The 14494-nt window shown below is 43.6% G+C and carries 12 protein-coding genes; 9 read left to right on the plus strand and 3 right to left on the minus strand.

Annotated elements, in window-relative coordinates; all coding sequences use genetic code 11:
• Positions 1-62 precede the first annotated feature (62 nt).
• Positions 63-683, plus strand: a complete 621-nt coding sequence (locus tag MTR82_RS07390) for a sigma-70 family RNA polymerase sigma factor (RefSeq protein ID WP_246808512.1) — start codon at positions 63-65, stop codon at positions 681-683.
• Between the two features lie 90 nt (positions 684-773).
• Here MTR82_RS07390 and uvsE read toward each other — a convergent pair whose 3' ends face one another.
• Positions 774-1652, minus strand: a complete 879-nt coding sequence (uvsE, locus tag MTR82_RS07395; protein ID WP_246808513.1) for a UV DNA damage repair endonuclease UvsE — start codon at positions 1650-1652, stop codon at positions 774-776.
• 138 nt (positions 1653-1790) lie between these two features.
• On the opposite strand from uvsE, the gene MTR82_RS07400 reads away from it, so the two are divergent.
• A complete protein-coding gene (locus MTR82_RS07400) occupies positions 1791-2276 on the plus strand; it encodes an SRPBCC domain-containing protein (protein WP_246808514.1) in 486 nt (161 codons plus the stop codon).
• Between the two features lie 41 nt (positions 2277-2317).
• Here MTR82_RS07400 and MTR82_RS07405 read toward each other — a convergent pair whose 3' ends face one another.
• A complete protein-coding gene (locus tag MTR82_RS07405; protein WP_246808515.1) occupies positions 2318-3082 on the minus strand; it encodes an NRDE family protein in 765 nt (254 codons plus the stop codon).
• 255 nt (positions 3083-3337) lie between these two features.
• Here MTR82_RS07405 and MTR82_RS07410 point away from each other — a divergent pair, with 255 nt between their 5' ends.
• The 6 genes from MTR82_RS07410 (at position 3338) to pdxA (ending at position 12461) form a co-directional block, all read left to right on the plus strand.
• Positions 3338-5341 carry a sensor domain-containing protein gene (locus tag MTR82_RS07410; protein WP_246808516.1) on the plus strand — a complete coding sequence of 668 codons (2004 nt, stop codon included), beginning with the start codon at positions 3338-3340 and terminating at the stop codon, positions 5339-5341.
• Between the two features lie 45 nt (positions 5342-5386).
• Positions 5387-7042, plus strand: a complete 1656-nt coding sequence (locus MTR82_RS07415) for a sensor domain-containing protein (protein WP_246808517.1) — start codon at positions 5387-5389, stop codon at positions 7040-7042.
• Positions 7043-7286: 244 nt separating this feature from the next.
• Positions 7287-8996 (plus strand): sigma-54-dependent transcriptional regulator, encoded by a 1710-nt coding sequence (locus MTR82_RS07420; protein WP_246808518.1) that lies wholly within the window; start codon positions 7287-7289, stop codon positions 8994-8996.
• Between the two features lie 174 nt (positions 8997-9170).
• Positions 9171-10163, plus strand: a complete 993-nt coding sequence (locus MTR82_RS07425; RefSeq protein WP_052650874.1) for a 2-keto-3-deoxygluconate permease — start codon at positions 9171-9173, stop codon at positions 10161-10163.
• Between the two features lie 14 nt (positions 10164-10177).
• Positions 10178-11476, plus strand: a complete 1299-nt coding sequence (locus MTR82_RS07430) for a four-carbon acid sugar kinase family protein (protein ID WP_246808519.1) — start codon at positions 10178-10180, stop codon at positions 11474-11476.
• Positions 11463-12461: a 4-hydroxythreonine-4-phosphate dehydrogenase PdxA gene (pdxA, locus tag MTR82_RS07435; protein WP_246808520.1), complete on the plus strand. Its 999-nt coding sequence runs from the start codon at positions 11463-11465 to the stop codon at positions 12459-12461. Before MTR82_RS07430 ends, pdxA begins: the two co-directional genes overlap by 14 nt.
• 81 nt (positions 12462-12542) lie before the next feature.
• On the opposite strand, the gene MTR82_RS07440 is transcribed toward pdxA, so the two are convergent.
• Positions 12543-13466, minus strand: a complete 924-nt coding sequence (locus MTR82_RS07440; protein WP_246808521.1) for an LCP family glycopolymer transferase — start codon at positions 13464-13466, stop codon at positions 12543-12545.
• Between the two features lie 290 nt (positions 13467-13756).
• Between MTR82_RS07440 and MTR82_RS07445 the strand changes: the two genes are divergently transcribed.
• Complete coding sequence (locus tag MTR82_RS07445) at positions 13757-14455, plus strand: response regulator transcription factor (protein WP_052650878.1); 699 nt, start codon at positions 13757-13759, stop codon at positions 14453-14455.
• The last annotated feature ends 39 nt before the right edge of the window (positions 14456-14494 follow it).

Consider the following 14494-nt stretch of genomic DNA (forward strand, 5'->3'; position numbering starts at 1 on the left):
AATGGTCCTGAATATCCGGAACGGTGTGATAAACGAAAGGTTTACTCAACCGTATAGGGAAATTGAATCGTTTAAATCAGCTGCGTGATGGCTTGAATGCCCAAAACCGGTTTTTGCTGCTGGAAAATTCAACCGCTATTCTGGTGATACCCGGGAATACAAAGGATATCCAGAAGGATGGGAACTTGAAAGAATACGAAGAATTAGACGCTCAGTATGCACCCATGATCAACGCCCTCATGCGGAAGCTCCACATCTACCGAGACTACGAAAGCTTTCGCCAAGTGGGGAAAATTGCGCTTTGGCAAGCGAGCATCCGCTATGATGAATCGAAAGGGAATTTTACCGCATTTGCTTATCGGACCATTCATGGAGCGATGCTAGACCATTTGAAGAAAGAGGCGAAATATATTGAACGGAATCTCGTGCAGCAAAACCATGAATTTGATGACTTGGTTTTCTGCATGGAGGAAGATGAATTGCCGGAATGGATAGATGCCCGCTATTTAAAGAACGGCGAAAAAAGATTGCTGGAAGAACTTTTCGTTAAAGGAACCAGTTTAACAGGGCTCGCCGCCAGTGAAGGAGTTTCGCTGGCTGGCATGAAAAAAAGAAGGGAGCGTGTATTAAAAAAGCTTAAAGAAAATATAGGCCCGGACCAAATCGCATTATCTAGGCAATAGCAACGCTTTAGCGGCCCATGTCAGGCAATTGGCAAATTTAAAGTTTGAGTCGACCAAAAAAATTCCGGAGAAGAAATTCTCCGGAATTTTTTATGGTTTCTTATCCGTTAGCTGTTTCACAAAAGGAAGGACGGCTTGTTCTTTCAGCTTGGCTTCAAACATGATGTCCGCATCCGTCCCTTTTAAAAGCAGCAGCAGTTCATCAAAATCTTCTTGGGTAACAATATTATGATGCCGCAAGTCTGTAAATCCTTCTTTTCCGGTGCTGATGTGGATTTTGGGAATGCCATAGCCTTCCCAAGTGGCCAGAATTTCGGCGTAGTCGACAGGGCTTCCATCGTTATTGCAATTATGGTGATGGATGTCAAAGCAAATCGGCACTCCGCATAATTTGTTGACATCTAGAACGTCGCGCACCGTAAAGGTTTTATCGTCATTTTCTAAACGGAGCCGTTTTTTAATACTGGCTGGCAATAAAGCATAGTTTTCTGCAAACCTGATTTTGGCCCGTTCTTTATCTCCGTAGGCACCGCCAGTGTGGACAATCAAGTCATTGCCGCCTAACAATGCAATGAGCCGGTCGTGATACACCAAATCTTCGACGGATTTCTTTACCACTTCCGGTTTCGGGGAATTCAAGACCGTGTATTGGCCGGGATGCATGGAAATGCGCATTCTATGCGTTTCTGCCAGTTCCCGTATTTGAGCGGCGATCGAAAGGAAGTCCGGATCTTCCCACCAAATCCAATCATTGATGGGATGGGTGGAAAGAGGAATCATCGAACTTGAAGCACGATAGAAAAAAATATCATGTTCCAGATTCCATTGCAGGATTTCGAAAGTCGTTTGCATATTTTTCAGCGTTAACTCTTTAATTTTTGCTGTTCCTTCAGTTTCTGCTGTTGCAACACGCAAAGTGCGGAAAACGGTTTTCAATTCAGTATTCATACAAGCATAACCCAGCCTCATATTGTTCAACTCCTTAAAAGCTGTATACCCAACTTTCCTATGGTCTATCGGATACAAAAAAAATTAGGGCTTTTGGAGAAAATACTTTCTACAAGGGTAAAGGAGAGGAAAAGCAATATTTCGAGGAGGCAGGAATTGATGAGGGCAGAAATTATTCAAGATAAGCAAGGCTATACAGCAACATTTTCACGCACTTTGGCGCATACACCCCAATCAGTTTGGCAAATGCTGACCGACAATCAAAAGCTTAAGCAATGGTTCTCCGAGTTATCGGTAGAGGACTTAAAGGAAGGCGGAACGATGCGATTCGATTTCGAAGGCGGGTCTTATGAGGAATTGGCGATTCTGGAGTATGAGGAAGGAAGCATCCTGGGTTTTGAATGGTGGAAAGACCAAGTCCATTTTGAAGTGCGGTCTCTAAATGGCGACACCCAGCTTCTGTTAATCGAAACGATTCGCCAAATTACGCCTCACACGGCTAAAGAACTTACGGGTTGGCATGTGTGCCTGGATGTTATTCAAGCGCGATTGGATGGTGAAGAGATCGACCGAGATCAGGAATGGCAAAAAGAACTTCCGGAATATGAACGGCTGCTGGATAGCCTGACCGGTTCGTTAGGATAAAGAAAAAGCCAAAGCTGATGAGAAATCGGCTTTGGCTTTTATTAGGAATGGCTGATTTTAAAATTGAAAACTTGTTCCCCTTTTAAATGCCCATTCTGATAAACGCGTTCTGCGAACGTCAGGTGATTATCCATATTGACAGCTACGATGGTGGAAGAACGGGTTCCGTAGTCAGCGGTTTTAATGAACATCGGGGAGAGTATTTTTTCAAATTCCAAGCCAACGCCAGTATGGGGCAATGCTGTTTCGTCCGCCTGTTCTGCATCTGCGAGCAGTTCAAAAAGCTGGTCCAGGTCGAGCTCCAGATTGGCGGAAAGGTAACGCTCCAAATGCTTTTTGCCTTTGACGACTTTCGGCCACGGCGTATTCAAAAAATGATTGCTGAGTCCATGGACGCCCTGATCGATAGAAGAAAGTCTTTTATCAATATTGTTGTAATAGAAAAGTTCATCCGCTGTGCCGGCAATCAAATTGAAGCCTGTATAATCTTCAGCAATTAAAGAACCTAAAAAAACTTCAGGGGAAGCGTTGGTGCTTAAAAAATTCCGCACAATCGCACCACGTGATAATTTTCCGGTTTCCGGCATGGAAGGGTCTCGGAAATTCGTGAGTGCTGCAATTCTTCCGGTCTTCGTGACACCGAGCCAGGTGCCCATCTGCAACAGATCACGGCCGGCTAAGAGATCCGGTGCATCGTTCCAATAATGCGCCTTTTCAGTCGGCCTTTTGTAAAATTCGTCGCGGTTCGCGGCAATCACCAGTTTGTAGCGGGGGTGATCCTGGAAACTGAAATTGATTAAGCACATCGCCTTCACTCCTTTTGTTTTCATTATATAGAAGGAAGTAAAATGAAAACAGAAAAGAAGATTGAAAATTTCGAGACAAATACGGAAGTTATTGATTAGCTAAAAGTTTTTGGGGGAATAGATAAGTAGAAACGTATAAGAAATTTTATTTAATATAGGAAAAATAATCCAATAAAATAAATGGATTTAGTATATAATGACTATTACTAAAGTACATATCTGATTTTTCATGATGTATGAAGGCGGTGTTAAAAGATGGAGAGCGATAAAAATGCGATAAAGGAAATGACTGAAAACAACGGCGAGCTCGTTCTCATTCTGGATGAAACCGGCAAGATTATCCGAAACATCGAAGGATGGACAGAGTTCGGGAAAGAGCATGGCCTTCCTGAAAAGTATTGGAAAAACAGCGTGAATTTTTTTAATTTCATCAAAGACTTTGGAAAAGGCGATGAATTAAGAACGCTGAAGAAAGTGATTGGCAAAGACCTGAAGGAATATCTGGACATCATCCCTGTCATCTTAAAAGACAATTCCCTGCAATGGTTCTCTATAAAAGCGCGTCCCATGAAAACCTTGAACGAAAATTTAAATGGGACGGTTATTTCATTGAAGCTGGTCAACCTTCACACCATCCAAGCCATCACCGCTGAGAGTGTACTTGAAAATATGGATGAAGGATTTGCGCTATTGGATGAAAATTACAAAATCCATTATTTGAATGCGTATGGAGAGGAAGTATTGAAAAGCCCGCGGGAAGAAAATGTCGGCATGAACTGGTGGGATCTATTCCCGGATGCGGTAGGCTCCAAGTTTCATCAGGAATTTGACAAAGTGATCTTGAAAGGGGCCAGCGTCCATTTCGAGGAATATTATGAACCGCTCTCAACTTGGTTCCGTTTGAATGCGTATCCGCTGTCGAGCGGCGGCATGGCGCTGTATTTCCAAAATATCAATGAACGGAAAGTAACGGAAGAAAAGCTCTGGGAATATGCCTACACTGATTTTCTAACGGGTTTACCCAATCGCAGAGCCATGTCGGAACTCGCGAACTCATTGGTGCGAAGCAAAACGAAATTCACGTTATTCTTTATTAACTTAGACAATTTAAAAGTGGTCAATGCCATGCACAATTTCAATTCTGGCGACAAAGTGCTTGAATCGGTCGCGGCCAAACTAAAAGAACTGGCAGGTCCCTATAGTAAAATTGGCCGGCTGGACGGAGATGAATTCGTTGTGATCCGCCAACCGCAAGGGAAAGAACGGCTCGAAAATTTCGCAGAGAACCTGAAAGAAATCTTCATGCATCCATTTCAGCTGGAAAACCAGCAATCTGTCAATATTGCCGCAAGCATCGGAATTGCCTGCTATCCCTATGACGCCCAAAACTTAGGAGAAGTGCTTTCTTTTGCAGAAACCGCGATGTTCGAGGCTAAGAAAACAAAAGAAACAAGTTACTGCTTTTTCAGGAAAGCCATGAATTCAGAACGCGAAAGAAAAATCAAAATTGAAAAAGGATTGCAGGAAGACTTAAAAGAGAATGGGTATTACTTTACTCTGCAGCCACAAATTGATGGAGCAACCGGCAAGGTCATTGGAGTTGAAATTCTCTCCAGGTGGAATCATCCCGAGTTAGGGGAGCTTTCGCCTTTGGAATTCATCCAAGTCGCTGAACAATCGTCGACGATTGTTTCGTTGACAACCCATCTATTACATGAAGTCTTTACACAATTGAAAGAATGGCAAAAACGTTACGGATGGAACTTAAAGACAGCGATCAATATGACGCCATCCTTGCTTGGCAACCCGGAATTTTTCAAAGATTTCTTTGCGTTGATCGACCGCTATGAGATCCAGCCAGAGTTTATTGAAATCGAAATTACAGAACAAGCGGAATTGACCTATTCTGACTGCACTTTGGAAAACTTGCAGCTATGCAAATCGAAGGGCATTTCCATCGCCATAGACGACTTTGGCACAGGCTTTTCCATGATTGCCTATTTGACGCAATTTCCGATCAATAAAATCAAGTTGGATAAATTTTTTATTCAAAAAATCGGGGAAGACAAAAAGTCGGAAGCGGTCCTTGCCTCGTTAATTCATTTGGCCAAAAGCATCGAATGCGAATTGCTGGCAGAAGGCGTAGAAAGGATTGAGGAAGTGGACTTTCTAAAGAAACATGATTGCATTCATTTCCAAGGCTATTATTTTGATAAGCCCTTGACAGTAGCGGATTTTGAAGAGAAGTATTTGCGTTAGCAACATCATTTTACGATTGAATGCGTATTGGGGAGGAACATGGCTGTGGGGGTTACTGAGGAACTTTTAGTCGAACGGGTGTTGATGGATAGTACACAAGAAATGGTTTTTATCGTAAAAGTAGACCGTTCCGGAAATTTCTTTTATGAATTCTTGAACCAGGAAGCGATAAACCAAACCGCCCTTGACGCCAGTGCAATTGGCCGCAGTGTGCGTGAAGTCCATTCTCCCGAAATAGGGAAGCGCATGGAAAGCCATTACCGGCAAGCGGCCGAGAGTGCAAAGAAATTGAAAATCGAAGAGGCTTTTCAATTGAGTACCGGTGAAGTGCGCTGGTACCAAATGGTTTTGACGCCATTATTGAATGGACAAGAAGAATGCACACATGTTTCGGCATTTATAAGAGAAGTGACGAAAGAAAGAAAAGCAGATCAGGATGCGCTTGAAATGTGGAAGCAAATTGAAGAAAGCCGCTCCAGATACAGCTCATTGTATGAAAATAATACGGATGCCGTGTTTACATTGGATTTAAAGGGACGAATCCTCGAAGGAAATCAAACTGCTGCGAATATGACCGAATTTCTCATCGATGAACTGAAAGATAAGCGGTTTTTGGATTACGTCATTGCAGAAGATCCCGAGAAGTTTCGGGATTATCTGGACCAGGCATTATCCACGCCGTTAGAAGACACCCGAATCCGTTTTTTGGCAAACAACGGGAGCCAGATCAGCTGCTTGCTCAAACTGGTTCCAATTATAGTCGGCGGGAATCGTGTCGGCATTTATGCCATCTTGAAAGATATGACAGAGCTCGATAAAATGGCAGGAAAGTTTGCTGAAAGCGAAAATCTGTTTCAAATCATTGCTGAAAATGCCCATGACGTCATCATTTTATTAAACAATAGCGGACAGTTTATGTATATTTCTCCCTCCAGTTTCAATGTATATGGTGCCACAAGAGAAGAAATCGAAGCCGAACCTCTATTATCCCTGGTCCATCCGGAAGAAACGGAAGAATTGGATCGAAAACTGGCGGAATCGATTTTAACCGGAGAGTTATGGAAAATGCAATTGCGCATTAAGCACAAGACACGCGGATGGGTATGGTCGGAACTATTGGGAACGCCCGTTTTTGATGAAGACGGGAAATTTAGCCATAAAGTATTGCTGCTGCGCGACATTTCAAAGCAAAAAGAGTATGAGTCCAAACTTGAGTTTTTCGCTTACCATGATGCCTTAACCGGGCTGCCCAACCGCCGCATGCTGAAAGAAGCCATGTACCGCAAAATTGAACACGACGAAGAGTTTGCCGTGCTGATTTTAGACATCGACGATTTCAAAGAGATTAATGATGGTTGGGGGCATGAAATAGGAGATCAAGTCATCCAGGAATTTGCGCATAGGCTATCGCAGAACATCGGAGAACATGACTTGGCCGCCAGGCTCGGCGGCGATGAATTTGTCCTTCTTTATAAAGGGCCGATCACTTCCGCAGAGGCCATTCAAAAAGCTTCAATCATACGCCGGTCTATGGAAATATCATGGGAAGCTTTAGGTGTTGAACTAAAAATTACGACCAGTATCGGCATTCATATTGCTTCTGCGGATGCTTCCAATCCTTCTAATGTATTGAAGAAAGCGGATCATGCGTTATACGAAGCCAAAAATGCCGGGAAGAATAATTTTCAGTTAAACCGTTAACCGTTGTTTGATTTTTTACTCACCAATTTTAAGTTATCAAGGAATAATTTTACAGAAAATTTTTTAAAATAAACACAATTAAGCTTGAATCCCTCAAATTGATTTGATACACTAACTTTATGTTATGTGTGCCTTACCTTGTGCCATCCTGTTTAGCGGGATGGCTTTTTCTATTCGTTTTAATTGCTGCTTTCGGACAGCTTGATATAATGTCAAAAGAGCGTTTTAAATGGAGGCTGCCGCAATGAGGAAAATCAGATTAGGATTTATTTCGCCGTATGAGGCGATGGTTCCGCTAATCGATGAATTAAAGAAAGATCAGGACGATTTTGAAGTGGCCGTACAAGTCGGAAATCTGGCGGCTGGCGTCAATTATGCGCTGGCCATGGAAAAGCAAGGCATCGACCTGTTAATTAGCCGGGGCGGGACAGCAAACTTAATTCGGGAAGCTGTCTCTGTGCCAGTGATTGATGTCCATATCTCCGGCTATGACCTTTTGCGCTCCATCATGCTTGCCAATGGCTATTCCGGCGAAAAAAAGGCTTTGGTTGGCTTCTCGAATATTACATTGGGAGCGGCTTCCATCGTCAGTCTTTTAGACATCGAGATGGAAGTTGTGACGCTTAAAGAAGCAACTGAAGTAGAGGCAGTCTTACTAAAACTAAAAGATGCAGGCTATAAGAGCATCCTTGGCGATGTGGTCACTGTTGAAGCGGCTGGAAAGCTCGGGTTGAACGGGCTGCTGCTCCAGTCGGGGAAAGAATCGATTGTAGAGTCTTTCCAAGAAGCGAAAAGAATTTTTGAGTCGCAGAAAGACAGCCAACAATTGCTGCGGGTGATGCGAAATCTCCTGGAAATAAAAAAACAGGATATGTTGATTTTTTCAGAAGATGGACGGACGCTCCTGGAGAATTGGGTTTCTTTTGACGGATCGCCTTTCTCTTCGTCCCAACTAACGGAAATCCATCATCAAGTTCGAGGGAAAGAAAAGACGGTTGTCCAAATGGCCGGTAATGATGGCGTGGTAGTTGAAATACGGGCAGAACGGATGGAAGACCGCGAAGGGAATGTGTTTATCTGCACAATCAAACATCCTGAAAACTACAAAATGGCGATTCCCGGGATCCGCATGGAACCGGTTTCCTTATTGCCTTCTCTCGTAGCAGAAAGCCCCGTGATGGAAGGCATAAAGAAGCTTCTTGAAAAGCCTGCAATGGGGAAAGAGCCCTTATTGCTTGAAGGAGAGCTGGGAACTGGGAAAAAGGAAATCGTGCGCTATCTCCATCACTTCCATCAAAAAAGTGGATTTATCATTCATCTCGCTTTGGATGAGTTTGAAGATTTACCAAGCCGCTTTGACATTTCCGAAGCCTCTACGCTGCTGATTCATTTGAAAAGCTATAAGGCAGAGGAACCGGTACGCGCAATGCGTTCCGCACTGGAATGGGCGCGTGAAAAAAATGTTCAGGTGATCTTGGCTGGTACGAAAATCTCTGCTGAACTTTTATCGAAAATTGGATTGGCGGATGCGATTCGAATAACAGTGCCTTCTTTAGCCGAGCGAAAAGAAGATATCCCTCCATTGGTTCGCCAATTTCTATTGGAGTTCCATCAAAACCTCGGCACTCAAGCGATCAAAGTCCGAGAAGATGCCATGGAGCAAATTAAACAAATCGAATGGCCCGGAAATTTGATTGACTTAAAAATGTACGTAAAAAAACTGGCTCTCTTCGAAAAAGAGTACGTGATTGAACAAAAGACGCTTGCCAGCATGCCGTTTCATTCAACGAGCCAATCAAAAGAATTAGATGCTTCCTTCAAAAACATGAGTTTACAGGAAATAGAACAGCAAATCATTGAACAAGTTCTGGAGGAAGAAGACTTTAACCAGACGAAAACAGCTCAACGCCTCGGCATTAACCGAGCCACTTTATGGCGCAAACTCAATAAATGAGTTTGCGTTTTTTTATAGGTATAAGTGTTGCATTTTTAAACGATTTTTATTTATAACTATATTATTTTAAAAATAATGTTGCTTTTTTATACAATTATTTTTATAGTTACAAATGAAAGCGATTACTCAAGAAGAAATTCGCATATTTTTTATTTAAAGAAAAGAGGGGTTAGAATGAAGATTAAAGCGACACTTGAACGCATTCCAGGGGGTATGATGGTAGTTCCATTGCTATTGGCAGCCATTATTAACACATTGGCGCCGGATTTATTGCGCATTGGCGGTTTTACACAAGCACTTTTTGTAGATAGCGCGAATGCGTTGATTGCACTTTTCTTACTATGTACAGGCGCACAAATCAATGTAAAAACGTTTGGCGTTTCATTGGCAAAAGGAGCAACGCTGCTGACTACGAAATGGGTGGTCGGCGCCATTTTTGGATTAATCGCCTATATGTTAGCCGGAGATAATGGATTGTGGCTGGGAATCGCCCCGATCGCAGTCATTGCAGCAATGACCAACAGCAATGGCGGCCTGTTTGTGGCGCTAGTCGGCCAATACGGCAGCAAGGAAGACCGGGCGGCCTACTCGCTATTAGCTTTAAATGACGGGCCTTTCTTGACGATGGTGGCGTTAACCATTTTTGGTGCGATGGGCTTTGTGGATGGACTGTTTTCGCCAATTTCATTTATCGCAGTTTTACTGCCGATTTTAATTGGGATGATCTTAGGGAATTTGGATGAAGATATGCGCTCGTTCTTGGACCAGGGAAGCTCGATGCTGATTCCATTCTTTGCATTCGCACTAGGGATGGGCATTAACTTTAAGGCCATTATTGAAGGCGGACTTGGCGGTATCGCACTTGGATTGATGACCGTGTTTATCACGGGTACAGCGGGATACTTAGTATTTAAAGCGTTAAAATGGAATCCGATTGTCGGAGCTGCGGAAGGTTCGACAGCCGGAAATGCTGTAGCTACACCTGCTGCTATTGCGGCAGCCAGCACAGGGTTTGCTTCGGTTGTTGATATTGCAACGGTACAGGTAGCGGCATCCACTGTGACAACTGCTATTCTCTTGCCGCTTTATGTAGCGTTTTTAGTAAAGAGACTTGAGAAAAAAGGCTATTTGTTTGATAATGGTAATTTGCTCAAAAAAGAAGTTTAAAGGAGTGGCGGAATATGGCAACTCAGATTGGCATCATTGCGGATGATTTTACAGGAGCTAATGATTCAGGAGTTAGGCTTGCTCAGAAAGGCCTGAAATCCCGCGTCATCCTGGCAAAGCGCAAAAATGAAAATACCCAGGCGGATCAGGAAATTGATGTCTGGATTGTAGACACGAATAGCCGGGCTATGGAAGAAAAAGAAGCCTATGAAACAGTCTTAAAAGAAATCGGGCAGTTGAAAGCGCGCGGGGTCAGCCACTTTTATAAAAAAGTGGATTCGACTTTAAGGGGTTCTGTTTCGGCTGAACTTAAAGCGATGCAAGAAGCCGCAAAAATGGATGTCATCTTTATTGCACCTGCTTTTCCGAGCATGGGAAGAACGGTTGAAAACGGCACTCTATATGTAAATGGCATACCGGTCGCCGATACAGAATTCGGCCGGGACCCGAAGACGCCGGTGCGGCACAGCTACATTCCCGATTTATTGGCTCTTGATGGCATTTCGATTGCTGTGTTGAACAGAGAAATGCTGCAAGGCGATCATCCAGAAAAATGGGTGCTTGGCCAAGTGGAAAAAGGGGTTCAATGGATTGTCTGCGATGTGAAGGAAGATGCAGATTTCGCCTTATTGGCAAACATTGAAAAGAACCTTAATCTGAATCTTGGATGGGCCGGATCAGCCGGGATGATTAATCATCTCTATAATGAGTTAGGAGACGAGAAGCAATTCAAGCGCGTTCTTCAAATGCCGATCGACAAAGTTCTCGTCGCATCCGGGAGCCTATCCGCTCGGACTCAAGAGCAAATTGAAGTCTTGAAAGAGCGGCCGCGCACAAAAATGATCGAGATAGATCCCGTCATGCTGCTTGAAAATCCGCTCGAGCCAGTTGCCATGCTTCAATCATTAAAACAGGAAGATGGTTGGGACAGTGCAGTGATTTATGTGGGGGCTCACCAAGAGAATCGTGATAAAGTAAAAGAATGGGCTACGGTCCACAATCGTTCGGCACATCAAACGGCTAAAGGAATTTCAAACGGATTGGGCCTTCTTGTCCAAGAAGCGATGGAGTTGTCAGCGTTTAATGCGCTCGTGATGACAGGTGGAGACACAGCCAAAGATATTTGCAATGTGTTAGGAATTTACGATATGGAATTGCGCTTTGAAGTAGAAGCGGGGCTGCCGCTTGGCCTGGCAAACAGGAACGGCAGCGAAATGATTGTTGTGACAAAAGCGGGAGGCTTTGGAGTTGCCGAATCGTTGGCAAATACAGTGGATTATTTGAAGGGAGCAGGATCAGATGCAAACAACTAAACCGGTTATAGGCATTACAATGGGGGACGCGGCCGGAGTAGGGCCGGAAATTATTTTGAAAAGTTTCGAACACGATGTGGTATTTGAAACAAGCCGTTCATTTGTCATCGGAGACGCCGCTATTTTAGAGCGGGCCAAACAGTATACAGGCAGTACGAAAACCATCAACCGCATCTCGCATCCTTCTGAAGCCGGATTTGAAAAAGGGGCGATTGACTGTCTGGACTTGAATTTATTGCCGATCGATTTGCCGATTGGAGAAGTATCGGCTGCAGCGGGTGATGCCGCCTTTCAATATTTGGCAAAAGCGATCAGCTTAGCTAATGACCAGGAAATCGACGCAATCTGTACAGCTCCATTGAATAAAGAAGCGCTGCAAAAAGGCGGCCATCGCTATCCTGGGCATACAGAGATTTTAGCGGAATTGACAGGAACAAAAGACTATTCGATGATGCTATCCGCACCAAATCTAAAGGTGATTCATGTAACCACTCATGTAGGGATTATTGATGCGATTAAGATGATTAATCCGGAACGGGTGCTTCATGTCATTCAATTGGCTCATGAAACACTGACAAAAGCGGGAATCGAAAACCCGAAAATTGCAGTTTGCGGAATTAACCCGCATGCGGGCGAAAATGGTTTGTTCGGCTACGGCGAAGAGGAAGAAAAGGTCATTCCGGCTATCGAAAAAGCGGTAGCCCAAGGCATCGATGTTCAAGGGCCGCTGCCAGCCGATACGTTGTTTTTCCGCACCGTGCGAGGCGATTTCGATATCGTGGTTGCCATGTATCATGACCAAGGCCATGCTCCTGTCAAAGTACTGGGGTTGGAAGCAGGAGTGAATATTACAGTCGGCTTGCCGATTATTCGCACAAGCGTGGATCACGGCACAGCGTTTGATATTGCCGGTACAGGAATTGCGGATGAAAAGAGTTTAGTAGAAGCTTTGCGGCAAGCAGTAGAGCTTGCGCCAAAGAAATAAATAGCCTGTTCACAGGGTTCATGATGGATAACTTTATAATGAAAAAAACAAGGCTTCTGCTGTGGGCAGAGCCTTGTTTTTTTATTCTATCTCCAAATGTTCTTTTAAAAGATGCTGAACTCCAGTTAATTCCTGTTCATCCATCTGGTAGTACCAGATGCCGTCCATCATTTCGCCGCGGCCGCGGTCAAAACTGATCGATTCGATTGATTGGATGGCCGAACGGTAGTTGCTTTGGACATCCATCATTTCCGAGAAGCTCATATTGGTTTTGACATTGTCGCCTAAAGCATCCAGGATTTTAGAATAATTAAAGAGAGCATTAGCAGAAGCCGTTTTAGCTAATATGCTTTTCAAAACTTGCTTTTGCCGGTTCTGCCTTCCAAAGTCGCCGTCCGGATCTTCTTTTCTCATTCGCACATACTCCAAGGCATCTTCGCCGCTCAGCAAAATTTCCCCTTCGCTAAATCCATCGAAAGCAAATTCGTTTGTAACGGTAATGCCGCCCAGAACATCAATAATATCCTTAAACCCTTCCATATTGACCTGCATGACATAATCAATGGGAATATCGAGCAAATGCTCAATCGTTTCCAAAGACATTTCGGCTCCCCCGAAAGCAAAAGCATGATTTACTTTATCGTGCTTGCCAAAACCAACAATTTCAGTGTAGGTATCTCTTGGAACGCTGATCATCTTAATGGACTGAGTAGAGGGGTTGACTGTCAGAACCACAATCGTATCTGATCTTCCTTTATCGTTTTCCCGCTCATCAACTCCCAGCAGCAAAATGGACAGGGGTTCTTTTTCTTCCAGAGCAACCTTTTCTGGGCGTTTCGCCGATACTTGCCGGGTCAGCGGTTCATGAATTTCCTCCAATGTACTCGTAGCTTTCGGGAATAGCGCAATGAACCCGAGAGACCCTGTAACAACGAGCAAAGCGAGAGCTATCAATAGCCACTTAGTAAAAGTTTTCTTTTTGCGATTCGTAGGATATTGAGCCATTTTCATTCTCCTTTTAAAGAAATTTTAAGAAAGGAAGGAGGGGACGTTTAGACCAAATGCATTCTTTTTCATAGCGTAAACCGGATTCGATATTAGGTCAATAGTTTTATTTGAATTTTCAGAAAAAATAATATACTTTTTTAATGATAAAAATGGTATGATTTTTGTACGAATACACCTACACTCGGTCCATATAATGGAATGTAAGTGATTCTAATATTTCTGAATATTTAATTAAATTTAAAGGTATCCATTACCGGTCTGGCGGATTTCAGATAGGGGGAAATAGGATGATGAGCGCGACAGTCATGGTAATTCAAGAGGAAAAATGGGTGCGGGAGTTGATCCATGCTTTTTTGAAGACGAAAGGATACAAAGTCATCGAAGTAAATGAAGGCTCTGAGGTTATTGAACTGCTCAAAATAAGAGAACCGGATTTGATTTTGTTGGATGCTGAAATGCCTGGCATCAACAGTTTGGAAGTGTGTGCGAAAATCCGCTCCCGGTCAAGGCTGCCCATCCTTTTCATCAGTTACCGGAAAGAGCTATCTTTCAAAATACAAAGCCTGGATGCGGGCGGAGATGACTTTATTACAAAACCTTTCGATTTCAATGAACTTGAAGCAAGAATTCGTGCTGTACTAAGAAGAACCGGATGGACGAAAGAAACGGACGATTTAGCGATGCTTCGGTTTGGTGATTTACATATCCATGCAGATGCACGGCAGGTGTATGTAGCCGGAAAGCCTATTCACTTGAATCACAAAGAGTTTCAGCTGCTTTTATTGCTGGCCAAGCAGCCCAATCGTGTGTGGACAGCCGAACAGCTATACAACCAAATATGGGGCTATTATTCTGCCGGAGAACTTCAAACAGTTAAGGTCCATATCAGCAATCTGAGAAGGAAAGTCGAAAAAGATCCGGCCAATCCAATCTATATCCGCACCATCCGAGGATTCGGCTATAAATTTGCGCATAGCGCGAATTGAATTCAATGGCATACAGCCCAGCAAACAATGTTCGCCAAG

Source organism: Planococcus ruber (genome assembly GCF_022819085.1).
Classification (GTDB): Bacteria; Bacillota; Bacilli; order Bacillales_A; family Planococcaceae; genus Planococcus; species Planococcus ruber.

Coding starts and splice junctions, on each gene's coding strand:
- MTR82_RS07420 (WP_246808518.1), top strand. CDS start 7,287: ATGAGGAAAATCAGATTAGGATTTATTTCGCCGTATGAGGCGATGGTT.
- MTR82_RS07445 (WP_052650878.1), top strand. CDS start 13,757: ATGATGAGCGCGACAGTCATGGTAATTCAAGAGGAAAAATGGGTGCGG.
- MTR82_RS07440 (WP_246808521.1), bottom strand. CDS start 13,466: ATGGCTCAATATCCTACGAATCGCAAAAAGAAAACTTTTACTAAGTGG.
- pdxA (WP_246808520.1), top strand. CDS start 11,463: ATGCAAACAACTAAACCGGTTATAGGCATTACAATGGGGGACGCGGCC.
- MTR82_RS07410 (WP_246808516.1), top strand. CDS start 3,338: ATGGAGAGCGATAAAAATGCGATAAAGGAAATGACTGAAAACAACGGC.
- MTR82_RS07405 (WP_246808515.1), bottom strand. CDS start 3,082: ATGTGCTTAATCAATTTCAGTTTCCAGGATCACCCCCGCTACAAACTG.
- MTR82_RS07400 (WP_246808514.1), top strand. CDS start 1,791: ATGAGGGCAGAAATTATTCAAGATAAGCAAGGCTATACAGCAACATTT.
- MTR82_RS07425 (WP_052650874.1), top strand. CDS start 9,171: ATGAAGATTAAAGCGACACTTGAACGCATTCCAGGGGGTATGATGGTA.
- MTR82_RS07430 (WP_246808519.1), top strand. CDS start 10,178: ATGGCAACTCAGATTGGCATCATTGCGGATGATTTTACAGGAGCTAAT.
- uvsE (WP_246808513.1), bottom strand. CDS start 1,652: ATGAGGCTGGGTTATGCTTGTATGAATACTGAATTGAAAACCGTTTTC.